Below are 21,983 nucleotides of genomic sequence, written 5' to 3'. Positions count from 1 at the left end.
AGGTCAAGAGGGAAGGCCCTGTTGTGAAGTCTGATTGATGCCCGCCATCGGCGTAAAATGGCGGGCATCGCACTTTCCAAAACCACCGACGAAAGGGGTTTGCGCCGGCAGCCACTACCAATCCGCGTCGCCGAAAAATGTTTCACCACACGGACCAATGCTCACGAACGCCCGACGACGGTCGGAAACATTTGTTAATGCGTACTCCCAGCAATGACGCTAGCGCGCCATCAGACTGCAGGCCGGCCTGAGGTTTGGGCCAAGTTTGCCGTTATGGATGCCCGACGCGGGCGCATCGGTTCACAAGCGTGGGCTAGTGGAACCTTTCGACCGTGCCCCCGGTTCGGTCGCGACGGGTGGCTCAGTTGCCCGCCGGGCCGTGACCGGCAGGGGTGTGGCACGGGTCTTGCGTTGGCGATGTTGCCGACACCAGACACGGGATTGGAGTACACTTTGCGTTTGATCGTTCAGCCGGGGCGGAAGGCGGGGTCACCGAAGCACATTTACTCAGAGCCACTGCAGATTGACGACCTGCAGATCGGTGAGAACGGCGACGTCACCATCTCAGTTGTTGCTGACGACATCTACTCGAAAAACTCCACCCAGCGCTATCAGATCATGCTGACCGAAGCCGAAATCACCATCCTTGCCGACATAGCCACACCGCGGTGGCGAGCATCGCAACGCCGATAGTGGCGATGTTGAGCGGGAGGACCAAGCGGCCCTGGGCGCGTTCACCCTGAGCCGGCTGCGAACACTCAAATTTAAAAATACGAGCGCGACCCGGGCGTCTCACAATGGCACATGCCGACATATCTTTTTCACGTCCTTCGTAATGGGCGAACTCTGGGCGACGCTTCCGTCGATCTGGACACCCTCTGTGACATGCGGTGGGAAGCGCTTAAGGCCCTACACGACATCGCGCTCGACGAAGTGTCTTCAAGCGATTTGGATGAGACCCTGACGGTCATCGTTCATGATGAAGTCGGCAGCCCCGTCTATTCCGCCACTCTCACCATCTGTCAGCCGCTTCCGGTCGGCTCCTCTCCCGGCAGCTAGGAACCAATCTACAAGGCCGAACTCGGCCATTTCAGTTGTGACTAACAAAATTTATGGCCGTCAATCAAACATCCCGGTCATTGTACAAGTTCTCCGCTAGCCCTCGAAGCGGAGTATGGGAGGTCGCCTTGAGCTGGCGGGCAAAGGCCGGCCACTTGGCCCGTCGCACGGACCGCAGGCCGCTGCGACGGGCCAAGCTCCGCGAGGACGCGATCTTCACTTTCGGAGCTGTGCTTCTGGACAGCTGTCGGTGCTGCAGTAGTCATTCAGACTTATATCAACCGGTCGTTAGCAGCACGGAATTAGCAGCACGGGATCATGCCTGACATCACGACGCTGAACCGTGCAATCCTGCTCCTAGCCGCAGCAGCGGCGGCGCTTGCCCTCCACAATGGGTTGCGGTCACGGCGGGCTTTGCGCGGGCGCCGTTTCGGCCGCTTCGTGGAAGTGGGGGGAGCGCGGCTGCACGTCATCGAGGACGGCCTGGGCGCGCCGCTTCTGCTGCTGCACGGCAATGGCGCTTCGGCCGAAGACTTCACGACGAGCGGCATCTTCGGCAAGGCGGCCGCAAGCTATCGTGTTGTGGCATTCGACAGACCAGGCTTCGGCGGGAGCTCGCGCCCGATCGGCAGGGTTTGGTCGGCCACCGCGCAGGCCGATCTGATCGATGCCGCCGCGGCGAAACTCGGGATCGGGCGCTATCTGGTTCTTGGCCACTCATGGGGCGCCACGGTGGCGCTCGAGATGGCGCGCCGGCATCCGGGAACGGTTGCCGGTGTCGTGCTTGTCTCGGGCTACTATTATCCGCCGCCGAGATACGAACTCGCCCTTTCGGCGCTGCCGGCCATGCCTTTGATCGGAACGGCGTTCCGCCACACCCTGCTACCGCCGCTGGTCAGGCTTGGCTGGGCTTGGTCGATGCGGAAGATATTTGGCCCGGCCGCGATCTCGGCGACATTCGCGGCCGCGATGAAAGAGTTGGCGAGCCGTCCGTCGCAGCTGCGATCCATCGCGGCGGAATCGTATCTGATGTGGGTCGCGGCGCTGGTCGCGAGACCCCGCTACGACGACATTCCCACCCCCGTCGGCATCATCGCTGGCGCTGGGGACAAGCTTTTCGACGCGCCGGCCGAGGCGTTACGCCTGCACGCCGAGCTTCCGAACTCGCTGGTCGATATCGTTCCCGATGCCGGTCATATGGTGCACCAGACGGCACCGCAGGTGGTGCTTGCCATGATCGACAAGATCGCTGCGCTGTCGTCCACCGGTGATGCCGAACTGAGCGACCGCTAGGCGGCCCTATATCGAACCGGCGACGGGCTGGGTCGCGCAACTGGACTTCGCTGCGGAACTTTCCGATTGGCGCTGCCTTATCTTCATGTTCGAACGGCAGCAGCGAGGGGAAAGCATTGGGCAGCATTGCCTGGCGGAATCTGACTTCCTTGCAGGTGCTTGCACTGGCACTTGCTTCCTGCTCCTCGTCGGATACCATCGAACAGCAATCGAAGCTTGCCGCCTCGACGGCGGAGGCGGCGGTATTGGTGACCGACTCCTGGCTCTCCGGCGCCGCACCGTCGCACTACGCGTCGGCGGCCTTGCAATCCTTTGCCGGCACACTCGGCGACGCCGGCCGGCAAGTTCAATCGGCCTCCTCGTCCGACACCGGGAGGCGGGATGCAGTGAAGGCGGCGGTCGGCCGGCTGTCGATCGCAGCGACCGGGGTCGAGCGCGCGGTTAAGGCTGAACAGCAGGCCCAAGCCAGCCAGGCGCGGCAAGACCTTCGCGCCGCGCAGGCGGATCTCGTCACAGCCTATCGCCAATATCTCGCGTCGCAGCAATGAAGAAGCTGCTGGAAATTTCACTTGGTGTGGTGACCAGCGTCGGCGGCTTCCTGGAGGTTGGCTCGATGGCGACGTCGGCCCAGGCCGGCGCGTTGTTCGGCTTCCAGTTGATATGGTCGGTCGTACTTGGCACAATCTGCATCATCTTCCTGGTCGAGATGGCCGGCCGCTTCGCCGCCGTCAGCCATCACACCATCGCTGACGGAATTCGCGAACGCTTCGGTTTCAGCGCTTTCCTTTGGCCGTTGCTTGCAGTCTTGCTGGTCAATTTCATGGTGCTCTCAGCCGAAATAGGCGGGGTTGCCGTCGCCGCCGAGCTTGCCACGGGTATCAGCTTTCAATGGTGGGCGCTGCCGGCGGCGTTCCTCGCCTGGCTGCTGCTGTGGAAAGGCACGTTCGGTCTCATCGAGAAAGGGGTATCGATGCTTGGCCTGGTCACGCTCTGCTTCATCGCCGCGGCGGTGATGCTCCAGCCCGAATGGAAGCAAGTGGCTATTGGTGCCGTGCCCAGTTTGCCGCAGCACGATACGGCAAACTACTGGTTCATGGCCGTCAGCATCCTCGGCGCTTCCATTTCACCCTACCTTTTCATGTTCTATTCCTCGGGCGCGATCGAGGATCAATGGGACAAGAGCTATCTCGGTACCAATCGCGCGATTGCCGGTCTCGGCATGAGCTTCGGAGGAACAATTTCCGTGGCCGTGCTGATCGTGGCCGCGCTTGTGCTCGGCGCCCATGGCGTGAATCAGGTGGACGATTACAACCAGCTCCCGCTGATGCTTATTCAGACATTCGGTTTCTGGGGTTTTGTGCTTTTCGTCGCTTCGCTGGGCATCGCCTGTTTTGGAGCCGCTCTCGAAGTGGCCCTGCAACAGGCCTATCTCGTCGCGCAGGGTTTCGGCTGGACGTGGGGCGAGAACCTGAGGCCGCGGGACGATCCCGGTTTCAGCCTCGTCTACACTGTTACGCTCTTCCTTGCCGCCGTTCCGATAGCCCTTGGTGTCGATCCGCTGAGGCTCACCATCTTCTCGATGGCGTTGACCGCGGCCAGTCTTCCGCTGACGGTGGTTCCTTTTCTCTTCCTGCTCAATGATGAACGCTACGTCGACCAGCACCGCAACGGCCTTATCTCAAATGCCGCCGTCGTCTTCGTCATCGCTCTCGGCTTCGTGTTGGCCGTTGTTACCATTCCCCTTCAGATATTAGGAGGCAGCTGATGCAGTTGCTGCGCGACATCCTGGATAAGCAGGTGGTCGACCGCGAGCAGGTCAAGGTCGGCAAGGTGGATGGACTGGTTGCCGAGCTGAGGCAGGGCAAGCCGCCGAGGGTCATTGCGGTCGAGCTCGGCTCGATTGCCCTGGCCCGAAGGCTTGGCACCCGACTTGGTCGATGGACGGCGCGCCTCGCGGCAAAGCTCAGCGGGAAGCGGCAGGCACGGCCGCACCGGATCGCCTGGAACAAGGTGCGCGATATCGGCGTCGACATCGAATTCGATATCGACGTGCGTAGGACGAAGATCCTTGCCTGGCAGCACTGGCTGCGCGATCACGCCGTCGGCCGCATCCCGGGAGCCTGAGGATGGCGAATGTGAACCTCGAACATCTGGCCGGCCGGCGCGTGTGCTCGGAAAGCGGCAAGACCATCGGCTATCTCGAGGAGATCATCGCCGAGCAGGACGGTGACGAGCTCGTCGTTACCGAATTTCATGTAGGCATTTTCGCGGCGTTCGAACGCCTATCCGCATCGACCGTCGGCACCGCGTTGCTCGATGTCTTCGGGCTGCGCCGCCGCGAAGGCCTCTACCGCATATCTTGGGACAAGCTCGACATTTCCGATCCGACGCGGCCGCGGCTGCTCTGTTCGAATGACGAGCTTTCCGGCTTCGAACGTGCCGATCGAGGTAAGTAGCTACTTACAAAAAAACCCATCACGGGAGGGAACATAGCGGCTGGCGCGAAGTTGGACAGGCAAGGAGGAACCTGCGTCATGAACAATGTCATCTATCTCATCGGTCTCATCGTAGTTGTGCTCGCGGTGCTCTCTTTCCTCGGCTTTCACTAGGAGGCGTTATGCAGCGCGAGAATGATCAGGGCCGCGAGCCGGCCGAGTTCGCCAACGCGAAGAACGAAATTTCCGATCGACTCCAGAAGGAAACCCAAAGCGCTGGCGAGGCGCTCCACGATGCGCGCGACGAGGTGGTTCACAGGAGCGGGCAGTACGCCGCCGACGCCCAGCAAGCGCTGTCGGAAAAAGCTGAAGAGACGCAACGCGATGTGGGATCGAGCCTGGCGGCACTCGGCGGCGCCATGCGTGTGGCAAGCGATCATCTGGCCGACAAAGATCAAAAATCGGCTTCGAAATTCATGCTGGATGCCGCTGGCGGGCTGGAAGAGCTATCGTCATCGTTGAGAGAGAAACCGTTCAGGCAGGTTCTCGAGGACGTTCAATCCTTCGGCCGCAAGAATCCCGGTATGCTGATTGCCGGTTCGGTGCTGGCAGGACTTGCGCTCGGACGGTTCATGAAGGCCACCTCACCCAAGGGGCACAGGTCGGCCGAGTCGGGGAATACCGGGCGAACCGGTGTGAAAGCAGGCGAACCCCGGGGCAACACGCGTCCCAATTGGGGCTCCGACGGCGGTGTTCCCGGTCAGGCAGCGGAGCTGGAAAGATGAGCAATCAGGACAATCCAAGCCTCGGCACGCTGGTCAGTGATCTGGCCCATCAGGTGAGCACGCTCGTGCAGACGGAAGCCAGGCTCCTGCGGGCGGAGATCTCGGAAAACGTGAGCAAGGCCGAAGCCGGCGCCGTCGAGGTTCTGGGCGGCGCGATATGCTTGCTCGCCGCGCTGCTGGTTCTGCTGCAGGCGCTCGTCATCGCTCTGGCACGTCTGGGGCTGGGTACCGGATGGTCCGCTTTGCTCGTCGGGGTGATCGTGGCTGTGCTGGGCGTTTTCCTGTTGCGGACCGGGATGGCAAGCATGGCGCCTTCTGAACTGGCGCCGGACCGCACGCAGGAACAGCTGAAACGCGATGCGAACGTGATCAAGGAACAAGCGAGATGACCGACAAATCCGCAGCCGAGCTCGAACGCGAAGCCGAGGCCACGCGTGCCAGGGTGGTGGCGACCGCCGACTCCATTCGGGACAAGATAACGCCCGGGCAGCTCTTCGACGAATTCGCTGGATTTTTTGCCAACAGCGGAGGCTCAGAGATGCTCCGCAACCTGAAGACCCAGGTACGGGAAAACCCGTTGCCGCTGACGGTGATCGGGGCTGGGCTGGCGTGGCTGATGCTCGGCAGCGGCACTTCCGGCACCGCCGCCGCGCGCGCCTATCCAACACGTCGCGGTCCCAGCCAACATGACGGTACATCGGCCGCTGAAATGGACACCATGACCTCGGACACCGCGGCCTCGGTTTTCGACGCAGCCGGAGGGGCGGCTGTAACTGTTTCAGGAATGGCCGGCAGCGCGGCTGACACAATGTCCGATATGGCAAGCGGCGCCGCGCAGACGCTGACGAACTCCGCAGCAGCTACAGCCGACGTGGCATCGAGGGCCAGCCGCTCCGCACAGCATCTGATGGAGGATCAGCCTCTTGCAGTGGCAGCTGTCGGCCTCGCTGTCGGGGCAGCGATCGGCGTCATGATGCCTCGCACGCAGGTCGAGGACGAGCGGCTCGGCGACTATAGCGAACAGCTTCGCGACAAAGCAGAGGACGTGCTCGAAAAAGGCATCGACCAAGTGAAGCAGGTTGCAGCCGAAGCCTACGAGACGGCCAGCGACGAAGCAGGCCGGCAGGCATCGAGCGAAGGCACGCTGGCCGACAAAGTTAGCGACGTCGTCAAGTCCACCGCCGACAGAACAGACGAGGCGGTGCGCCGGAACTTTTCCAGTTCCGAAAGGCCCCTGGAGGACAAGCCCTAGTCCAGGACGCGCCTGAAGCTAGACAGTTCGAGCCCGCGGCTAGGCAGGCTCGGCCATAGCTTTCTCAACACCGATATAGGGCCTCGTTGCCAATGGGTCGCAAACCGGTCCGAAGCGCTTGAGGACCGCGAAAGCGGAACAACATCAGTTCGTAGAAGTTTGTTCGCGATACGGCGATGCCGTTTACAACATCGCGATATTTCTCCAGCGGTTGAGGAAATTCCGAACGTGACCGAAACCCACGATGACACGGATCGGCCTGCGATCGCTCATCCGTCTAGGAAGACTATCTACGCCGCTCTCATCGGCAATCTGCTGATTGCGATATCGAAGTTCATTGCTGCTACATTCACCAATAGTTCTGCAATGGTCAGCGAAGGAGTGCACTCGCTAATCGATACCAGCAACGAATTGCTGCTTCTGCACGGCCTCAATCGTTCGGCGAAGCCACCGGATGAGAATCACCCCCTTGGGCACGGGCGCGAGCTTTATTTCTGGAGCTTCGTCGTCGCGTTGCTTGTCTTTGCGCTCGGTGCCGGCGTTTCCTTCTACGAGGGCGTGGTTCACATTCTCGCCCCGGTACCCATTGAGAACGCCGGCGCGAATTTCGTTGTCCTGGCTCTTTCCGCGATATTCGAAGGCTATTCTTGGCAGCTCGCCTTCAAGAACTTCAGATCATCCAAAGGCAAAAGCAATTATCTAGAGGCTCTCCGCCGAAGCAAGGATCCGTCCACTTTCACCGTTCTGCTCGAAGACAGTGCGGCATTGGCGGGTATTGGCATCGCTTTTGTCAGCATTGCGCTCTCGCGACACTTTGAGATGCCCACGCTGGATGGGGCTGGCTCGATATGCATAGGCATTTTGCTCGCGCTGACCGCTGGGTTTTTGGCACGGGAGTGCAAAGGACTGCTGATCGGAGAGCGCGCAGCGCCAGCTGTCGAGGCCGCCATTCTAAGGATGGCAAGGGAGGATCCAGTCATTCAGCAAGTCAACGGCGTGATTACGGTTCATATGGCGCCGGATCAGGTAGTGGCCGCGCTCAGCGCGCAATTTCACGATGCGGCGAATGCCGACGATATAGAAGATTGCGTCGAACGGTTGGAGACGAGGCTGGCCGCCGAGCGTCAGGAAGTCACAACCCTGTTCGTGAAGCCACAGACGAGCCGGCGATGGAGCGGCCGCCCGGCTCCTCCTGCTTCGTGATCCGTGTCGCGAGTCCGGTTTATGCGCTTCGTCATGCCGACCCCATGGAACATTATTTTTTGGAACATCGCCTTTCGCCCGACCGTTTGGTGCCATAACCCGCAATCAATCAGGAGTGCAGGCCATGCCAACACCCAGTGGACATACCAACGCCATCCGAGCCTCGCGAGTGATCGGCACCAACGTTTACAATTCGGCTGGAGAAAACATAGGAACGATCGAAGACGTGATGCTTGAAAAAACCGCCAACGGCATCATGTTTGCCGTCATTTCGTTTGGCGGTTTTCTAGGCATCGGCGAGAAGTATCATGCGATCCCCTGGTCTCTGCTGGATTTCGATCCCAATCGCGGAGCCTATGTCGTGTCGTTTAGCGTCGAGCAGCTTAAGGCAGCGCCGGCGTATTCGATTGACGAACTGACAATCGACGACGGAAGGCCGGCTCGAGAAGCCTCCTTCGGCTACTGGCATGTCGAGCCGTACTGGCAATGAGTTGCATCGTCGTAACTCGACAAGCCCGAAGCGAGGCAAGGGTTGACCCGTGAAAAGCGCATAACCGCTTCCGAGAACTCGGCATTCGAACAGCAAGATGGCAATGCGTTCGAAGGGAGCGGGACTTTGCCTGGGCGGCATAACTCGCCCCACCCAACTCCGGCGGGCGCCTAAGCACCTGTGAAGACTTCCGGAACGGCCGAAACCCGCGCACATGGCGGAACGATCGAGTCGAATTGCCGTTACCGACAAAAAGGAGCAGGCAATGACTGGACGCACAACCCACGATCAGCAGATGCGCATCATCGAAGAGCGTGAGAATACGAAGAACGCGCCCAAGAAGTTCGACGCCAAGGCGGAGCTGAAGCGGTCGGCTGGGGAGCGCGAGGCAAGGCGGAAGGGATCGAGCCTCAGGGGCGCGACACGCGTCGATCGAGATGACCGCAATATCCTTCGCGGCAAGAATCAGGAAAGCGCCCATAACAAGAATCGAGGCTCCAAGTAGGACCCGCCGTCCGAAGGAGCCATAGGGGCCATTCCAGGAAATTGCGAAGCAGCTTTCTGATCGAATTCGACGGTCGAACGCTATATCGTTCTAGGAGCGCGCGGCCACGCTTTCCCTGGCGGCTTTGGCCTCTGCAAATTTGTCCCTGAATTCTTGAACCTCAGATTCCGTAAGGTGGTCGATGCCGATGAGGTCGTTTTTGCCACGGCCCGATCGAATGAGCTCATCGAGTTTGCCCTGGATGGCTGCGCCATCGCGGTTCTGGGTGTTTTGGATAAGAAACACCATAAGGAAAGTCACGATCGTGGTGCCGGTGTTGATGATCAGCTGCCAAGTCCCGGAGTACTGGAAAACCCAACCGGTGAGGCCCCAAAGGACTAGTAAAGCCAAGCACAGTGCGAAGACCCATGCACGTCCCGCGGCGTGAGCGACAATTTCCGCAAGCCGATTGAACGCTTGTTCCATGCCGAACTCCGTCCAGACGCCTATCTGGCGGGAGCGTCTCCACGCTGCCAATGATGAACGCGGTGACGGCGTCCGCGTCGCCAGGTGCCGTTCATCGACGTCACGCAACACGGCCCCGGCGGAAAGACCGGGGCCACATTGCAAGCTTGGCCTTTGGCATGCAAAGCCAGCGTATACTAGGCACCTCACGCGGCCGCCTGCAGGGCCCGCTCGTTCGCACCGCTTTCGCCGAGCTTGGTAAGCGTCTCGTCGGTAGCGGATTCTTCCTTGAGGGTCTGGCGCAGCAAGGGCAGGGCGTCTTTCAGGCCCAGTTGCTCCGCCCAGGCGATTAGCGTGCCGTAGCGCGCTATTTCATAATGCTCGACCGACTGGGCGGCCGCCACAAGGCCTGCGTCGAGCGCCGGCGCGTCCTTGTACTCCTCGAGGATTTCCGAACCTTCTTCGATGATGCCGTCGATCGCTGGGCAGGTCTTGCCCCGCGCCGGCTTGCCCAACATCTCGAAAACCTGTTCGAGCCGGTCGACCTGGCCTTCCGTCTCGTTGCGATGTTTTTCAAAGGCTGCGCTTACCTCTTCCGACTGTGCCGCCTTGGCCATCTTCGGCAGCGTCTTCAGAATTTTCTTTTCCGCGTAGTAGATATCTTTCAGGCCATCCACGAACAGGCTTTCCAGGCCGTTCGCCGCGCCGGACGAACTTTTCTTCACCATCGACGTCTCCTTCGGTTGGGGGTGCTGTTCCCTAAAAGGAGCGGCTCCCGCCCCATTGTCCTAAGCGAATTCAAGAAAGGCGTTCGCCATTCCCTGAGCCAGCAAAACTGACAGGATCAAGCGATGTTCCCGACGAAATATTTTGTGACCGTCGTGTTCGACAACTCGGCATGGGCTGGCCCGGGCCGGAGTCATCTCGGCGGGCCCTTGCTATTGCGCGACGAGAGCTGGTCCAGCATGTCGAGCGCGGCACTTGGTTCGGCAGGCTGCAGCAGGCCCTGATCGGTGGCCGCCTTCTTGAAGGCGGCAAAAGCGATTGCAGGTCGACAGATCCCATTGGCTGCGTCGTCCACTAAGCGAGCCGCTTTGAGATAGGCTGGTGAGTCCTTGTCCTTCCATGTCCCGCCAAGCGCTTTCTTGGCGTCGGCAATCGAGGAAACCACCATCGTGCCACCATGGACAAAGCGGATGGTGAGCGGCAGGAAACTGCTCATGCCTCGTCACCAACCCATTCGCTGGCAGGCCAGGCCAACCCGGTAAAGGGCGCCGCTATCAGGGCGGCCTCCGCTTTGTTCGTGTGGAAGAATTTCATGGTGTGCCACCACATGGATGAGATCGCCATAACGAAATCGCCGCCGCCCGGTTGCGTCCAATCAGCCAAAAGCGAGTTCGAGGCGCGAGCCGAGCGTCTTGGGAAGCCGAGGATCGCCAGCTTGCGCGGCGTTGCCAACTTTTTCCGTTCGCCTGCGTTGTCCCGAGAGTATCGAAGGAGAGTGCAATGCTGACGAAATCTGCAAGAGCAAGAAAATCGGCTGCGCTGATGAGATCCGCCTCGCCGGCCAAATCCGCCACCGAGCAGGCGGCGAGCCGGCAGCGGAGCGTGCAGCGCAAGGTCGATGCGGCCGATCGCGCCAAGTCAAACGGCAAATCCAAATCGCAAGGCGCCATGCAGGCCGGCGCTAGGCAATATCCAGTACCGCCATTCCCGAAGCAGCATCATCCGAAGCCCGGAGAGGAATGGGCGATCGACCCGGCACCGCTCTATGACGCGCCGTTCTGGCTGGGCTCGGGCAAGCTGGAGGGCAAGGTGGCGCTGATCACCGGCGGCGATTCCGGCATCGGCCGCGCGGTGGCCGTGCTCTTCGCGCGCGAAGGCGCCGATGTCGCCATCGTCTACCTCAGCGAGGATCGCGACGCCAAGACGACGAAAGCCGCGGTCGAGGCCGAAGGCAGGCGCTGCATCATTCTTCGCGGCGACGTCGCCAGAAGAAACTTTTGTCGCAAGGTGGTTGAGCAGACGGTTAAGACCTTCGGCAGGATCGACGTGCTGGTCAACAACGCCGCCTTCCAGGTGCACTCGACCGATTTCGCCGACCTCACCGAGCAGCATTTCGACACCACGCTGAAAACCAATCTCTACGGCTACTTCCACATGGCGCAGGAAGCGGTGCCGCACATGAAGCCGGGCTCGGCGATCGTCAACACCGGCTCCGTCACCGGCATCGAGGGCTCGAAGGAGCTGGTCGACTATTCGATGACCAAGGGCGGCATCCACGCCTTCACCCGGGCGCTCTCCGGCAGCCTCATCGGCAGGGGCATCCGCGTCAACGCGGTGGCGCCAGGCCCGGTATGGACTCCGCTCAACCCGTCGGAGAAGGAGTCCGAGGACGTTTCGCGATTCGGCGCCCAGACGCCGATGAAACGGCCCGCGCAGCCGGAGGAGATCGCGCCGGCCTATGTGTTTCTAGCCTCGCCGCAATGCTCCAGCTACATCACCGGCGAGATCCTGCCGATCATCGGGGGTTACTGAACACGACCCGGAAGGAGCGGCAAGGCTGCGGACAACCTGCAGTGATCTCCAATCGCGCAATAGAGACATGCCTGTGGCCGGGGGGCCGGCGTCCGGGGGCAGGCGCCGACGTAGAATTCGGAACAATCCGACTCAATCGGTATTAGATCTCGGTTCGCCACGCTGTCCGCGATTTCGGACAGCGAGCGGCAGGCTTGTGGGCCTTGCAACTGTGGCGGCAGAGGGGGGCTGAGTTGCCGCTCTGGTCACCACGCTGGAGTCCGTCAGTTCATTAAGGTGAAACTAATACGCCGTTTTGACGTTTGGTCCTTGCAGCGGCACCGACGTTAGGGCGCCGCAGATCAGTGATAAGACTGACCGGGCTCCCCAACCATGGATGGGCAAGCAAAGCACCCAGTTGTGCGCCGCATTCGATGAATAAATCCAGTGCATTCTATTCAAAATTCTGTCGTTTGACCGTTGGAACGAAAGCTTGTTTCAGGAATTGATATTTCATATCGAAATATAGGAGATCGCTATGGGACGCGGTATATTGCTTTGGCTGCTCGGAGTTCCGATTCCGATTATCATCCTCCTGCTGTTGTTCGCACGGTAGGAGCTTCACCATGGTCTCGCCTGTTACTGATGTTGAAGTTTCCGGGGCAAGGGAATCTTCGTTGTCCGCCGTAAGCTGGGGCCCAATCGTGGCGGGGGCTTTCGCTGCTTCCACGCTGACGGTGATCCTGATGCTCATCGGCTCCGGCCTGGGGCTGACCATGGTTTCACCTTGGACGGGTGCAAGCGCCTCGGCCACCACTTTCGCTGTTTCGGCTGCGGTTTGGCTGGTCGTCGTGCAGTGGCTCTCGTCCGGCCTCGGCGGCTATCTCGCCGGCCGCCTGCGCACAAAATGGGTCGGCATTCATGACGACGAAGTCTATTTTCGCGACACGGCTCATGGCTTCCTTGCCTGGGCGCTAGCAACGCTGCTGGTTGCCGGCGTCCTTGGCTCCGCTCTGTCGGCAACAGTGGGTGCAGGGGTTCAGGCAGCGTCCAACGTCGCTTCAGGCGCGGCGGCAGGCGCTACGTCTGCAGCCACAAATGCCGCAAGCGGCACGACCGACGGCAACACTCTGGGCTACTTCGTCGATACGCTGTTCCGTCCGGCCGATACCAGCACGGTTGCTCCGGCTGGGCAGAACGATGCCGGTGTGACCGCACAGGCATCGCGCATTCTGGTAGCGAGCGCCGCCAGGGGCGAAGTCTCGGTCGAGGACAAGACCTATCTTGCGAAACTTGTCGCCTCTCGCGCCGGGCTTTCGCAGGCCGATGCAGAGAAGCGCGTCGACAGTGTCCTCGCGGGCATGGAAGATGCCAAGAACAAGGCGAAGGCGGTCGCCGACACGGCCAGGAAGGCAAGCGCCACTTTTGCGCTGGTCGGAGCCCTGTCGATGATCGTGGGTGCTTTTATCGCAAGTATCGCGGCCGTGCTCGGCGGCAAGCAGCGCGATGAAGACGAAGCGCGGTTCGTTCGCGGCTGACAACCACGCCAGAGCTTGGCTGTCTGCAGTGGCTCGAAATGCCGGGCCGCTCCGATCTTCCTCCAAAGCAATTCCCAACTGAGGATCGCCAGCAGTATTCCGCTTGCCGTCGAGATTATGGCGCGACGACAGGTGAATATGTCCGGTCGGGCCAGCGCCAAGGCGTCGCCGGAAAATCTGTTTCGTCACGACGCGCTTCCCGCGCTCGCCGCATAGCGCTTCCGTTTTCGTCGTCCGGATACGGTCGAGGCGGAACAAAACGCTTGATGCGGCAGTTCGGTCCGGCAAGCAAAGGCGGCACCCGCACGTTCAGCCGATCCTTTTCGATGGCGTCGAGCGCAGGTGATGACCGAGCAAGCCGATACAGAGGCAGACAGGCGGACGAGCAAAGGCATCGGAAGAACTGTTGGCCTGGCGCTGATCGCCGGTGCTGCTGACGACGACTGCTCGGCAATCGGAACCTATGCCAGCGCGGGAGCAAGGTTCGGGCCGGACCTGCTTTGGACCGCGCCCGTGACACTGCCGATGATGTACACGGTCGTGTACCTATCATCGAAGCTCGGCCAAGTATCAGGGCGGGGGTTGTTCCAGGTCATGGCGGACTTCTATCCGCGATGGCTGCTGTGGTCTGTTCTGATTGGTGTCCTGATCGGCAACACCATTGAAGCTGCGGCGGATCTCGGCGCCATGGCGGCGGCGATCAACCTGTTTGTGCCGGTACCGATCCCGATCGTTGTCGCTTTGATTGCGGCGTTCATGTTCGCTCTTCAGGTCTTCGGTTCTTACGATCTTCTCAGGAATCTATTCCGGGTGCTGGCATTGGCGCTGCTCGCTTATGTTGTCTCGGCTGTCCTCGCCCGGCCCGAACTGATGCAGGTGCTGAGTGGTACGTTCCTGCCAAAGCTACACTTCAGCCGCGAGTATTTGTCGATCCTCGTTGCGATCATAGGCACCACCCTTTCAGCCTACCTCTATACCTGGCAATCCAACCAGGAGGTGGAAGAGGAGAAAGCGCTGGGTAGAACCACGCTTGAGAAACGGAAAGGCGCGACAACGGAAGAATTGCGCCGATCGCGCCACGACATTCTGATCGGTATGACGTTTTCCAACCTGATCATGTATTTCATTATTCTTTCAACCGGATCGACGCTCCACAAGGCCGGGCAGACCCGGATTGAAACGGCGGCCCAGGCAGCTGAAGCACTCCGGCCGCTTGCCGGCGATGCGGCAGGCATAATCTTCGCCGCCGGTTTGATCGGCGTTGGTTTTCTGGCCGTCCCCGTCATGACAACCGGTGCGGCCTTCGATCTCGCGCAGACAATGGGCTGGAAGCACGGCATGAATGCGAAGCCGCAGGATGCGGCGGGCTTCTATCTAGCAACCGGGGCATTCACGCTGATCGCGGTCGGCCTCAATTTCTTTGGGTTCAATCCGATGCAGGCGCTGATCTGGGCTGGCACCGTGCAAGGCTTTTCCACTCCTCCGCTCCTGCTGTTGATTCTTTTGATGACGAACAATCGCAGGATTATGGGCGACCAAGTCAACAGCCGGAGCACGAATATCTTGGGAGGCATCACGACGGTGGCAATCTTTGCGGCCTCGATTGGATTGGTGGCGAGTTGGTTCCTCTAGGCGCGCTGGCAAGGGCCTTCGGGCAAGTTCGTTTCCAACAGGAACGATCATCAATGTCACGCATTTTCCCTAATCAATGTTCCTCAACTCTATCTGCTGGGGTCGAACCGTGTTACCCAATGGTCATGCCGCGCCAGATTGTGCACCGGGTGAAATCTCCGTCGTTGACCTCATCCCCGCCTTGCGTGCCTTTGCTCGTACCTTTTGCCGTGTGCCCGACGATGCGGACGATCTGGTGCAGGAAACCTTGACTAAAGGGCTTGCCAATCTGGACAAGTTCGAGCCGGGAACGCGTTTGAAGTCCTGGCTTTTTACCATCATGCGCAACACCCACTACACGCGGGTCAGGGCTGCGGCGAGGGAAGCACCAGGGCTACTTGATTGTGCCTCCAGCCGGCCGATTTCGGAAGCCTCCCAGGACTGGTCCATTCGAAGCAAGGAAGTTTATCGAGCGATCCAGAAGCTTCCCGCACATCAGCGTGAGGTATTGATGCTGATCGGTGTGCTGGGCGTCAGCTATGAAGAAACGGCTGAGATATGCGATTGTGCGATCGGAACCGTGAAGAGCCGCCTCAACCGTGCACGTGCACGCGTTCTGGAACTTCTGCATGAAAGCTCATCGCAAGCGCTGGTCGAAAGGCATGACCATCTGTTGGAAGACCGTTGGGATCGAGGGGCCGACAAGCTTCGATAAGCGCAGTTGTCAGCTCTCTAGTTTGCAGCGGCGCTTCTGAATCAGCGCATTCTGCAACTCGATGGCGAGCTTGGTGAGGCGATCAGGAACTTTCTCCTGCTCGATGGCTTTCAGCAGCGACGCAATCTCTTGGTCCAGGTTTTCCTGGGGACCGAAATCGCGCTGGCTCGGACGAGACATGGCATTCTCTTAGCAAACAGGTATCCCTTAATTCACTTGAGACCATAGACGGCCGGAGTTTGCAAGGCGCTCCCAGCCGCCGGTCAGCTTCGGCTCCGCACAGGCTGTGGGCGAAGCGGAAACCTTTACCTGATCCCTTTGCGCGCCTGCCGGATCCTAAGAGATGAGAGCCACTGCGAGCTCAATCTTTTGGGAGCCGGTTTGCCGCGTTGTCCTGATATTGATCGGACTTGATGCGATTGCTGTCGAGGCCGCGCTCTTTCGTGTGTTGCTTCTTATCCCGGTTCGACAGCACGTCGTTTTCGCCAACCCTGTCTTTCGGAAGCTCGGTCTTTGCTCCCGTCCCGGAACCCTTGCCCTGACTGCCGCGACCAATATGTTTCTTGCCACCGGATGCCATCTTCTTCTCCTGGGCGTGTCAGCCTGTCGAGCGTTGTTTGGCATCCCAACTTCGGTATCCCGGTTATGTTCCGCCGGAACGGCGAACAAGAAACGCCGTGCCGTCCCAGCGACGGAAAGGCTTCTCGCCATCGACGATGACGTCCATGACGCATGTGTGGGCAAGACGCCGGATATCGGAAGAATCGAGGGCCGGTGACATCCGATACGAGTAGTTGAGAATTATTGCCGTCCCTCCTGGCCGCAACACGCGTGCCATTTCGTTGAAGTGCCGCTCGGCGACACCGGCGAGCATCAGATAGGGGAAACTGTCTACCGCAAGCACACCATCAAAGCGGCCGGCGGCAAATTCGCCAAGGTCGAGGCCTGAGGTCCGGCGGAACTTCACGTTGACGAGGCCTGCGCACCGCCGGCGCGCAATCGCGAGCATCTTGGAGGAGATGTCGATGCCGACAATATGTTTTGCCCTCGCGTGGAGCGCGCATTCGAACCGGCCTATGCCACAACCGATGTCGAGTATCGCCTTGCCTGTGCCCAAAAAGCCTTGTTGCTCAAGCCAAGAGGCGATCTCGGCCGTCGCAGCTGAAAGCCTTTCCTCATCGCCGAGGGACGAGAGCTGGACGCTTGCAGCTGGCGAAATGACGGCCGCCTGATCAAAGCCACTGGCCAGCCGGCTGACAGTCATCTCACGCGTTTCGTCGTCACTGCGGTCATGACTCACGGAAGCTGCCGTTAATCGCAGACTGTCAAAGACATCGCCCTTGCGAGACAGAAGCACAGCTACCTCCTCGAGCCAGCCTCTCCGGCAGGGGGCCGATGAACGCATGTCCAGTGCGATATCGGCCAGCTCTGCCGCGTCGATACCCGTCCGTAGGTAGAGAGCTAATCTGGCAATTGCGACTTCGGCGGAGATGTCGCTCGCCATGCAATTCTCGAGAACGCGCCGCACGGTTCTCTCTTGTTCTGCGACTGTCATGGTGGCGCGCTCCGGCTCCAGACCCTTTGTGTCGTCCATTGGTCCACTGCTCCCCAGCCATATTTGTAGCTCTCCCGGCCGCGCAGAAAATCGAACTCCCGTGCCCCCTCTCGAACGGCTTCGGTAATGGCCGTGCCGATTAGGATCGCGCCAGGGCTCTCCGCGGCATAGGCAGGGTCGAAACCACCGAGATACGCATAGGCGCGACAGCGGTGATGGAACCCGTAGTACGCACCAACGACAGTGTCGCCGATCTCGATCAGCCAGCATCTCGCCATTCCATTCGCGGCGAGGCGAGGCAGTGCCATCCTATGGAAATCCTGTGCGATGTGCGTGAGTACACCTTGTCCGGCCCAACGGGCGTTGTGCAGCCGGGCCAACTGATCGATGAATGTCCGTGGATCGGCCTCGTATCGCTCAATGGCTACTCGTCCTCGCCGTTGCGCGGCTCTTTCGGCGCGGCGCAGTTGACGCCGTCGCCGCGAAGGTATCGAGCGTGCAAGTGTCTCATCGCGGGCAAGCGAGAGCACCGGACAAGCGGCATAGTTCGGGAATCGGCTCTCAGCGACGTTCGTCAGATCAAAGCAGAGGGAAGCAGCCTCAGCCGGTAGGTCCGGAAGGACCCATTTCGACCATTCCAGCGAGAGTGCCGCCTCGGCGATAACATAGCTTACCTCTGCTTCTCGACCGGGCGCGCATAAAATATCGAGATAGTCACTCAGCGAGATTCCGACCGGCAGCAGCAGCCAGCCGGAGGCACGCGGTTCGCGATAGAGGGGCGCCAGACCGACGAGATCGTCTCTGCTCCAGACGGCGATCGCGGAGAGAACACCCGGCGAGAATGTCCGCCACCACGGCAATAGCCAAGCGGGTGACTGGAAAGGCGTCGCGGACGTGCTTCGGGACCAAAGTGGCCACCAATGCGGCTCGAGATCATCGAACGCGGCTTGGTCTTGGATCACATCGGCGCGCAGGCCGCTCACTGGGCTGCCCTCAATCCGGCGCGGGAAGCGCCGAGCTTTGCCAGCGCCCGATAGGCATCCATATAGGCCGCAACCATGCTATCGAGCGAGAACCGGCGCTGCGCGTCTGCCCGACACCTCTCGTTGTCCAGGTCGGCCGAGTTGTTGATGGCTGCCGCCATCTCATCGATGTCGTTGACGAGAAATCCGGTCGTGCCGTGCTCGACGACATTGGGTAAAGCCCCGTTCGGAAAGGCGACGACTGGGGTGCCGCAGGCGAGCGCCTCCATGGCGACGAGCGAGCTCGTTTCCGCTGCAAGGCTCGGAATGAGCAGGCACCGGGCTGAATTGAGAAGCCGCCGCTTGGCAGAAAACCCGAGCGGTCCCAGGAAGCGCCGCCGCCTGTCGAGGCGCGGCCTCACTTCGTCGGTGAAATACTGGATATGCGTGGCGTAGGGATATATTTGGCCGCCGATGGCAAGCGGCGCTCTGGCGCGCTTGGCAGCTTCAATCGCCAGATGGATGCCCTTTTCCGGGCAAACTCGGCTCAGCACGAGCGCGAAATCGCGACGCAATCGCGGCTTGTACAGCGCATCAATGTCGACGCCATTTGGAATGGGAGCAATCAGCCTGGAACCAGCCGGCGCGGTTCTTTGCTGCGCGTCTGATACCGCATGCAGCCACAGGTCTTCACGGGTCGGCATCAGGACTTCTTGCCGGTACCAGGCGAGCGGCAGGTGTAGTGTCACGAGTGTCGGACCGTCGTCAGGCAGGTAGGCGTCGAAATCGATGCCGTGCAGGTGCACCACGTCAATCGGCCAGCGCGCCCGGGCGGCAGCGATAGCAGCGCGATGCGCGCGCTGGGCGCGGCCCTTCGCCGTCTCGTCGAGCGCACCTGTTTCGGCAGGCGTCTCCACTAGGGTGCCGGCTGCGCTGGAACCTGTGCAGGCGACGACGATGGAACGATGGCCTTGCTGCACCAGCGCGCGATCCAGACAAGACAGCACCTGCTCGGCGCCGCCGACCGCATCGAGGCCGACGGGCGCAAGCGGATAAGCGACATTGAGCACGGTGAGCGTCATGGCTGATCAAGCCGAAGCCCCTGATGCGCGGCGGCCGCTGCGCTCAGCCACGTTGCTGGGTCGAATCCCAACGGCAGCGATTGATAGTAGAGCCTCCCGTTATTAGGCAGCGCGCGGAAGTCGTAGGCGGGTGCCAGCCGAAAGCGCTCGGTCGAACTGAAGAATGGCGCCAGCGTCGACTGCTGCGTCTTGTGGCAGGCCAGCATGGCTTGCTTTTGCCGAAAGGCCGGTTCGGTCAGGCAAACCTCGAGGCCATCTGCCCCGATACTGGTGACGAAATTCTGGAAAATCGGGCCGTCTTCCCCAGCGGCATAGAACGCCATTTCAATGATGGCAGGCGCCGGGTACCGGTCGCGGCGCAGCAAGTGGCAGGCCGCGTGCACTGCAAAGGCCGTGGCGTCGTGATCGGGATGTCCTCCTTCGAAGGGGTGCGTGCAGACAAAGCTGATTTCGCCAGCGGCAAAGAGGCAGGCCAGCTCCTGTGCCAGGTGGGCGAGATGCATGGCCGCTTCGGTATCGGGATAGTCGAGGGAGACCAGGTTCGCTGACGACAAGCCCGCGATAGACAACGCGGCCTCCAATTCCGCGCGACGGGCATAAGCGTAGTCTTTCCGCGTCTCGAAGCCACAGGCTCTTGCGTCAACAAGATTGCGCGGCGCACCGTCCGTTACGTGCACGATCCGACATCCAGACAGCCTGGCAAGATGGCCGCCGATTCCGATTGCTTCGTCATCTGGATGCGCCACCACAATCATTATGCCGGAACCCGGAGCGATGTCCTTGCAGGTTAGCAAGGTAGCGAACTCGGCCAGCGCATTTAATGGGTAACCGGCGGACGGCATGATAATCTCACGCGGCCGAGGCCCGCCGCACCGGCATGGTGGCATCGCGCACGGCAGGCGCATAACGGCGGATCATCGTGGCACAGAACTCGGCGAATTCTTCGGGCATCTGTGGCGGGCTGGTGTGATGAGGTTGCAGCCCCCGATGTTCGGGCGTGAAGCAAAAGGTGACAGTGACGTCGAAGTCGGCGAGCGCTTCCATCTGGCGGTCGAACCAGTCGAGAGCATTCGGCCTGAAGCTGTCGGCCCAGGAAAGGCCGGTGCGCAGATTGGTGACGCCCAGGCGCTTCATCCAGGCGACCGCGTCGTCCAGCCGGTGGTCTTCGAAATGGAACCACTGGACCAACCCCATCTCTGGAGTGTGGCGCAGGAATTCATCGAGAGCCGGCTTGGGCGTGCCATCCTCGCGCAGCAGACCCATGTAGAAATGACGGTAGTAGGAGGAGCCTTCCACCTCACGATGCCGCGTCGTCGCTCCCCAAGCGTGAGGCAAGTCATAAAGGCTATACCATTGCACGCGGGGCGCGTTGCCGCGCAGCAACTCCGCCGTCCGGCGCAGACCCCAGACCTGAATCTCCTCGGCGCCGAAACTCGACACGCCGGCTTCGCTGATCCAGATCGGCAGATCGGTGACTTCGGCGATCTCGCCGAGCTTTTGCGGCCATTCATGCATCTGCCAAAGATTCCAGTCGAGCGGGAAGCCGTGCACGGCGACGGCGTCGACGTGATCGAGTACGCCGAACCCCTTCATCAACGACATGAAGCCGGCATCTATAGGCGAAATGCCGCCAAGGACTCGGGTGATTGCCGGGTTCTCGAGGCCGATCGCATCGGCTGCCTGGATCGCCATGCTGGCGAAGCGGCTCCAGTCCGGATCGAGCTCGGGATCCCAATGCGACTTGTTGTTGGGCTCGTTCCAGATCATGGCGGCTTCAATCATCGTTTCGTCCTTTCGCGGGATAGACTGCACCTCCGCCCGCCGGCTCGCCTGAGGCACGGCAAAAATAGACCTCGTCCTCCGGGTGAAGCAGGATCTCGAAGCCGGCGCTGCGCAGCATTGCCTCGATGCAGCCGCGGTTCGGGATCCACCAATTGGTCGGATCATCCGCATAGCGGTGCTCGACGAAGTGCAGCTTCGGGAATTCTGGCCGATCGAACAGCTCGTGCGTCCAGAAATGGTAGTTTTGTTCGAGCGCGGGGACCTCGCCGCTCCCGCGTTGCATCGATTGGAAAATCATCAGGTCCGGCGCGACGTGCTGGCGGATCAGGTCCAGCGCCAGCAACGGGTGGCGCAGGTGATAGAAGACGCCCATGAATAGTACGATATCGAAACTCTCGCCGAGAGCGGCGACATCGTAGACCGACAGCTCACGGAATTCGATGTCGCAATCCGCGATTTCGGCGGCGAAGCGCGCCTGCGTCAGATAAGCCGGGTCGAAATCGATCCCGAGCACGCGATCGGCGCCTCGTCTCTTCATTTCGATCGAATAGAAGCCGGCATTGCAGCCGATATCGAGCACGGACTTGCCCGAGAGATCCGCCGGGATCGCGTCCGCGAACTTCTGCCATTTGATCAACGGATAGTTGCCCAGGAAATGGTCGGGCGCTGTTTGCACGCCCGCCAGCTCCATGTTGTGGAACCAGGGGCCTAGCGCATCGATGCGACGACGTATCTCCGCGTCGGAATGCGGCATG

The 21,983-nt window shown here is 60.7% G+C and carries 29 protein-coding genes; 17 read left to right on the top strand and 12 right to left on the bottom strand.

The annotated features are described in order from the left end of the window. The first annotated feature begins 453 nt into the window (after positions 1 to 453). From QAZ22_RS27810 to QAZ22_RS27750, 13 genes are all read left to right on the top strand, one after another. Positions 454 to 693, top strand: coding sequence for a hypothetical protein (locus QAZ22_RS27810; protein ID WP_278204026.1), 240 nt, complete (start codon positions 454 to 456; stop codon positions 691 to 693). A gap of 111 nt (positions 694 to 804) precedes the next feature. After that, complete coding sequence (locus QAZ22_RS27805) at positions 805 to 1,059, top strand: hypothetical protein (RefSeq protein ID WP_278204024.1); 255 nt, start codon at positions 805 to 807, stop codon at positions 1,057 to 1,059. Positions 1,060 to 1,377: 318 nt separating this feature from the next. Then, on the top strand, positions 1,378 to 2,352 hold the full coding sequence (locus QAZ22_RS27800; RefSeq protein WP_278204023.1) for an alpha/beta hydrolase: 975 nt from the start codon (positions 1,378 to 1,380) through the stop codon (positions 2,350 to 2,352). A gap of 116 nt (positions 2,353 to 2,468) precedes the next feature. Continuing rightward, the gene (locus QAZ22_RS27795) at positions 2,469 to 2,900 is read left to right on the top strand and encodes a hypothetical protein (protein WP_278204022.1); all 432 of its coding nucleotides are present in this window, start codon (positions 2,469 to 2,471) and stop codon (positions 2,898 to 2,900) included. Next, positions 2,897 to 4,117 carry a divalent metal cation transporter gene (locus QAZ22_RS27790; RefSeq protein WP_278204021.1) on the top strand — a complete coding sequence of 407 codons (1,221 nt, stop codon included), beginning with the start codon at positions 2,897 to 2,899 and terminating at the stop codon, positions 4,115 to 4,117. Before QAZ22_RS27795 ends, QAZ22_RS27790 begins: the two co-directional genes overlap by 4 nt. Then, a complete protein-coding gene (locus QAZ22_RS27785) occupies positions 4,117 to 4,476 on the top strand; it encodes a hypothetical protein (RefSeq protein WP_278204020.1) in 360 nt (119 codons plus the stop codon). Before QAZ22_RS27790 ends, QAZ22_RS27785 begins: the two co-directional genes overlap by 1 nt. 2 nt (positions 4,477 to 4,478) lie before the next feature. Continuing rightward, positions 4,479 to 4,808: a hypothetical protein gene (locus QAZ22_RS27780; protein ID WP_278204019.1), complete on the top strand. Its 330-nt coding sequence runs from the start codon at positions 4,479 to 4,481 to the stop codon at positions 4,806 to 4,808. 161 nt (positions 4,809 to 4,969) lie between these two features. Further along, positions 4,970 to 5,572, top strand: coding sequence for a hypothetical protein (locus QAZ22_RS27775; protein ID WP_278204017.1), 603 nt, complete (start codon positions 4,970 to 4,972; stop codon positions 5,570 to 5,572). Next, complete coding sequence (locus QAZ22_RS27770; protein ID WP_278204015.1) at positions 5,569 to 5,961, top strand: phage holin family protein; 393 nt, start codon at positions 5,569 to 5,571, stop codon at positions 5,959 to 5,961. Before QAZ22_RS27775 ends, QAZ22_RS27770 begins: the two co-directional genes overlap by 4 nt. Beyond that, a complete protein-coding gene (locus QAZ22_RS27765; protein ID WP_278204013.1) occupies positions 5,958 to 6,824 on the top strand; it encodes a DUF3618 domain-containing protein in 867 nt (288 codons plus the stop codon). The genes QAZ22_RS27770 and QAZ22_RS27765 overlap by 4 nt, the downstream gene beginning before the upstream one ends. A gap of 228 nt (positions 6,825 to 7,052) precedes the next feature. Beyond that, the gene (locus tag QAZ22_RS27760) at positions 7,053 to 8,027 is read left to right on the top strand and encodes a cation diffusion facilitator family transporter (protein WP_278204012.1); all 975 of its coding nucleotides are present in this window, start codon (positions 7,053 to 7,055) and stop codon (positions 8,025 to 8,027) included. 124 nt (positions 8,028 to 8,151) lie between these two features. Beyond that, entirely contained in the window at positions 8,152 to 8,517 is a 366-nt protein-coding gene (locus QAZ22_RS27755) for a PRC-barrel domain-containing protein (protein ID WP_278204011.1), read from the top strand. 265 nt (positions 8,518 to 8,782) lie between these two features. After that, complete coding sequence (locus tag QAZ22_RS27750; RefSeq protein ID WP_278204009.1) at positions 8,783 to 9,022, top strand: hypothetical protein; 240 nt, start codon at positions 8,783 to 8,785, stop codon at positions 9,020 to 9,022. 90 nt (positions 9,023 to 9,112) lie between these two features. Here QAZ22_RS27750 and QAZ22_RS27745 read toward each other — a convergent pair whose 3' ends face one another. The 4 genes from QAZ22_RS27745 to QAZ22_RS27730 form a co-directional block, all read right to left on the bottom strand. Continuing rightward, positions 9,113 to 9,487, bottom strand: coding sequence for a low affinity iron permease family protein (locus QAZ22_RS27745; protein WP_278204008.1), 375 nt, complete (start codon positions 9,485 to 9,487; stop codon positions 9,113 to 9,115). 185 nt (positions 9,488 to 9,672) lie between these two features. After that, positions 9,673 to 10,194 (bottom strand): ferritin-like domain-containing protein, encoded by a 522-nt coding sequence (locus tag QAZ22_RS27740; protein WP_278204007.1) that lies wholly within the window; start codon positions 10,192 to 10,194, stop codon positions 9,673 to 9,675. Between the two features lie 191 nt (positions 10,195 to 10,385). Further along, on the bottom strand, positions 10,386 to 10,688 hold the full coding sequence (locus QAZ22_RS27735) for a DUF982 domain-containing protein (protein WP_278204006.1): 303 nt from the start codon (positions 10,686 to 10,688) through the stop codon (positions 10,386 to 10,388). Further along, positions 10,685 to 10,924: a hypothetical protein gene (locus QAZ22_RS27730; protein WP_278204005.1), complete on the bottom strand. Its 240-nt coding sequence runs from the start codon at positions 10,922 to 10,924 to the stop codon at positions 10,685 to 10,687. Before QAZ22_RS27730 ends, QAZ22_RS27735 begins: the two co-directional genes overlap by 4 nt. A 90-nt stretch (positions 10,925 to 11,014) precedes the next feature. On the opposite strand from QAZ22_RS27730, the gene QAZ22_RS27725 reads away from it, so the two are divergent. From QAZ22_RS27725 to QAZ22_RS27710, 4 genes are all read left to right on the top strand, one after another. Next, positions 11,015 to 12,004 carry an SDR family oxidoreductase gene (locus QAZ22_RS27725; RefSeq protein ID WP_278207963.1) on the top strand — a complete coding sequence of 330 codons (990 nt, stop codon included), beginning with the start codon at positions 11,015 to 11,017 and terminating at the stop codon, positions 12,002 to 12,004. Positions 12,005 to 12,609: 605 nt separating this feature from the next. After that, positions 12,610 to 13,521, top strand: a complete 912-nt coding sequence (locus QAZ22_RS27720) for a hypothetical protein (protein WP_278204004.1) — start codon at positions 12,610 to 12,612, stop codon at positions 13,519 to 13,521. 345 nt (positions 13,522 to 13,866) lie between these two features. Next, positions 13,867 to 15,153, top strand: coding sequence for an Nramp family divalent metal transporter (locus QAZ22_RS27715; protein ID WP_278204003.1), 1,287 nt, complete (start codon positions 13,867 to 13,869; stop codon positions 15,151 to 15,153). A 109-nt stretch (positions 15,154 to 15,262) separates the two neighbouring features. Beyond that, positions 15,263 to 15,847 carry a sigma-70 family RNA polymerase sigma factor gene (locus tag QAZ22_RS27710; protein ID WP_278204002.1) on the top strand — a complete coding sequence of 195 codons (585 nt, stop codon included), beginning with the start codon at positions 15,263 to 15,265 and terminating at the stop codon, positions 15,845 to 15,847. A gap of 9 nt (positions 15,848 to 15,856) precedes the next feature. On the opposite strand, the gene QAZ22_RS27705 is transcribed toward QAZ22_RS27710, so the two are convergent. The 8 genes from QAZ22_RS27705 to QAZ22_RS27670 form a co-directional block, all read right to left on the bottom strand. Further along, complete coding sequence (locus QAZ22_RS27705) at positions 15,857 to 16,027, bottom strand: hypothetical protein (protein WP_278204001.1); 171 nt, start codon at positions 16,025 to 16,027, stop codon at positions 15,857 to 15,859. Between the two features lie 181 nt (positions 16,028 to 16,208). Continuing rightward, positions 16,209 to 16,427: a hypothetical protein gene (locus QAZ22_RS27700; RefSeq protein WP_278203999.1), complete on the bottom strand. Its 219-nt coding sequence runs from the start codon at positions 16,425 to 16,427 to the stop codon at positions 16,209 to 16,211. A 63-nt stretch (positions 16,428 to 16,490) separates the two neighbouring features. Beyond that, complete coding sequence (locus QAZ22_RS27695; protein WP_278203997.1) at positions 16,491 to 17,441, bottom strand: class I SAM-dependent methyltransferase; 951 nt, start codon at positions 17,439 to 17,441, stop codon at positions 16,491 to 16,493. After that, complete coding sequence (locus QAZ22_RS27690) at positions 17,399 to 18,385, bottom strand: GNAT family N-acetyltransferase (protein ID WP_278203995.1); 987 nt, start codon at positions 18,383 to 18,385, stop codon at positions 17,399 to 17,401. The genes QAZ22_RS27695 and QAZ22_RS27690 overlap by 43 nt, the downstream gene beginning before the upstream one ends. Beyond that, a complete protein-coding gene (locus tag QAZ22_RS27685; protein WP_278203993.1) occupies positions 18,382 to 19,446 on the bottom strand; it encodes a glycosyltransferase in 1,065 nt (354 codons plus the stop codon). The genes QAZ22_RS27690 and QAZ22_RS27685 overlap by 4 nt, the downstream gene beginning before the upstream one ends. Further along, on the bottom strand, positions 19,443 to 20,288 hold the full coding sequence (locus QAZ22_RS27680) for a PIG-L deacetylase family protein (protein ID WP_278203991.1): 846 nt from the start codon (positions 20,286 to 20,288) through the stop codon (positions 19,443 to 19,445). Before QAZ22_RS27680 ends, QAZ22_RS27685 begins: the two co-directional genes overlap by 4 nt. Positions 20,289 to 20,295: 7 nt before the next feature. Further along, positions 20,296 to 21,228: a beta-xylosidase gene (locus tag QAZ22_RS27675; RefSeq protein ID WP_278203990.1), complete on the bottom strand. Its 933-nt coding sequence runs from the start codon at positions 21,226 to 21,228 to the stop codon at positions 20,296 to 20,298. After that, positions 21,221 to 21,982 (bottom strand): TIGR04290 family methyltransferase, encoded by a 762-nt coding sequence (locus QAZ22_RS27670; RefSeq protein ID WP_278203988.1) that lies wholly within the window; start codon positions 21,980 to 21,982, stop codon positions 21,221 to 21,223. Before QAZ22_RS27670 ends, QAZ22_RS27675 begins: the two co-directional genes overlap by 8 nt. Position 21,983: the final 1 nt, after the last annotated feature.

The sequence above is a fragment of the Mesorhizobium sp. WSM4906 genome, assembly GCF_029674625.1.
Classification (GTDB): domain Bacteria; phylum Pseudomonadota; class Alphaproteobacteria; order Rhizobiales; family Rhizobiaceae; genus Mesorhizobium.
The sequence above is the reverse complement of the archived record's forward strand: the minus strand, read 5'-3'. Positions and strand labels throughout refer to the sequence as shown.

Coding starts and splice junctions, on each gene's coding strand:
- QAZ22_RS27805 (WP_278204024.1), top strand. CDS start 805: ATGCCGACATATCTTTTTCACGTCCTTCGTAATGGGCGAACTCTGGGC.
- QAZ22_RS27800 (WP_278204023.1), top strand. CDS start 1,378: ATGCCTGACATCACGACGCTGAACCGTGCAATCCTGCTCCTAGCCGCA.
- QAZ22_RS27790 (WP_278204021.1), top strand. CDS start 2,897: ATGAAGAAGCTGCTGGAAATTTCACTTGGTGTGGTGACCAGCGTCGGC.
- QAZ22_RS27785 (WP_278204020.1), top strand. CDS start 4,117: ATGCAGTTGCTGCGCGACATCCTGGATAAGCAGGTGGTCGACCGCGAG.
- QAZ22_RS27780 (WP_278204019.1), top strand. CDS start 4,479: ATGGCGAATGTGAACCTCGAACATCTGGCCGGCCGGCGCGTGTGCTCG.
- QAZ22_RS27775 (WP_278204017.1), top strand. CDS start 4,970: ATGCAGCGCGAGAATGATCAGGGCCGCGAGCCGGCCGAGTTCGCCAAC.
- QAZ22_RS27770 (WP_278204015.1), top strand. CDS start 5,569: ATGAGCAATCAGGACAATCCAAGCCTCGGCACGCTGGTCAGTGATCTG.
- QAZ22_RS27765 (WP_278204013.1), top strand. CDS start 5,958: ATGACCGACAAATCCGCAGCCGAGCTCGAACGCGAAGCCGAGGCCACG.
- QAZ22_RS27755 (WP_278204011.1), top strand. CDS start 8,152: ATGCCAACACCCAGTGGACATACCAACGCCATCCGAGCCTCGCGAGTG.
- QAZ22_RS27750 (WP_278204009.1), top strand. CDS start 8,783: ATGACTGGACGCACAACCCACGATCAGCAGATGCGCATCATCGAAGAG.
- QAZ22_RS27745 (WP_278204008.1), bottom strand. CDS start 9,487: ATGGAACAAGCGTTCAATCGGCTTGCGGAAATTGTCGCTCACGCCGCG.
- QAZ22_RS27740 (WP_278204007.1), bottom strand. CDS start 10,194: ATGGTGAAGAAAAGTTCGTCCGGCGCGGCGAACGGCCTGGAAAGCCTG.
- QAZ22_RS27735 (WP_278204006.1), bottom strand. CDS start 10,688: ATGAGCAGTTTCCTGCCGCTCACCATCCGCTTTGTCCATGGTGGCACG.
- QAZ22_RS27725 (WP_278207963.1), top strand. CDS start 11,015: ATGAGATCCGCCTCGCCGGCCAAATCCGCCACCGAGCAGGCGGCGAGC.
- QAZ22_RS27720 (WP_278204004.1), top strand. CDS start 12,610: ATGGTCTCGCCTGTTACTGATGTTGAAGTTTCCGGGGCAAGGGAATCT.
- QAZ22_RS27715 (WP_278204003.1), top strand. CDS start 13,867: ATGACCGAGCAAGCCGATACAGAGGCAGACAGGCGGACGAGCAAAGGC.
- QAZ22_RS27705 (WP_278204001.1), bottom strand. CDS start 16,027: ATGTCTCGTCCGAGCCAGCGCGATTTCGGTCCCCAGGAAAACCTGGAC.
- QAZ22_RS27700 (WP_278203999.1), bottom strand. CDS start 16,427: ATGGCATCCGGTGGCAAGAAACATATTGGTCGCGGCAGTCAGGGCAAG.
- QAZ22_RS27695 (WP_278203997.1), bottom strand. CDS start 17,441: ATGGACGACACAAAGGGTCTGGAGCCGGAGCGCGCCACCATGACAGTC.
- QAZ22_RS27685 (WP_278203993.1), bottom strand. CDS start 19,446: ATGACGCTCACCGTGCTCAATGTCGCTTATCCGCTTGCGCCCGTCGGC.
- QAZ22_RS27680 (WP_278203991.1), bottom strand. CDS start 20,288: ATGCCGTCCGCCGGTTACCCATTAAATGCGCTGGCCGAGTTCGCTACC.
- QAZ22_RS27675 (WP_278203990.1), bottom strand. CDS start 21,228: ATGATTGAAGCCGCCATGATCTGGAACGAGCCCAACAACAAGTCGCAT.
- QAZ22_RS27670 (WP_278203988.1), bottom strand. CDS start 21,982: ATGCCGCATTCCGACGCGGAGATACGTCGTCGCATCGATGCGCTAGGC.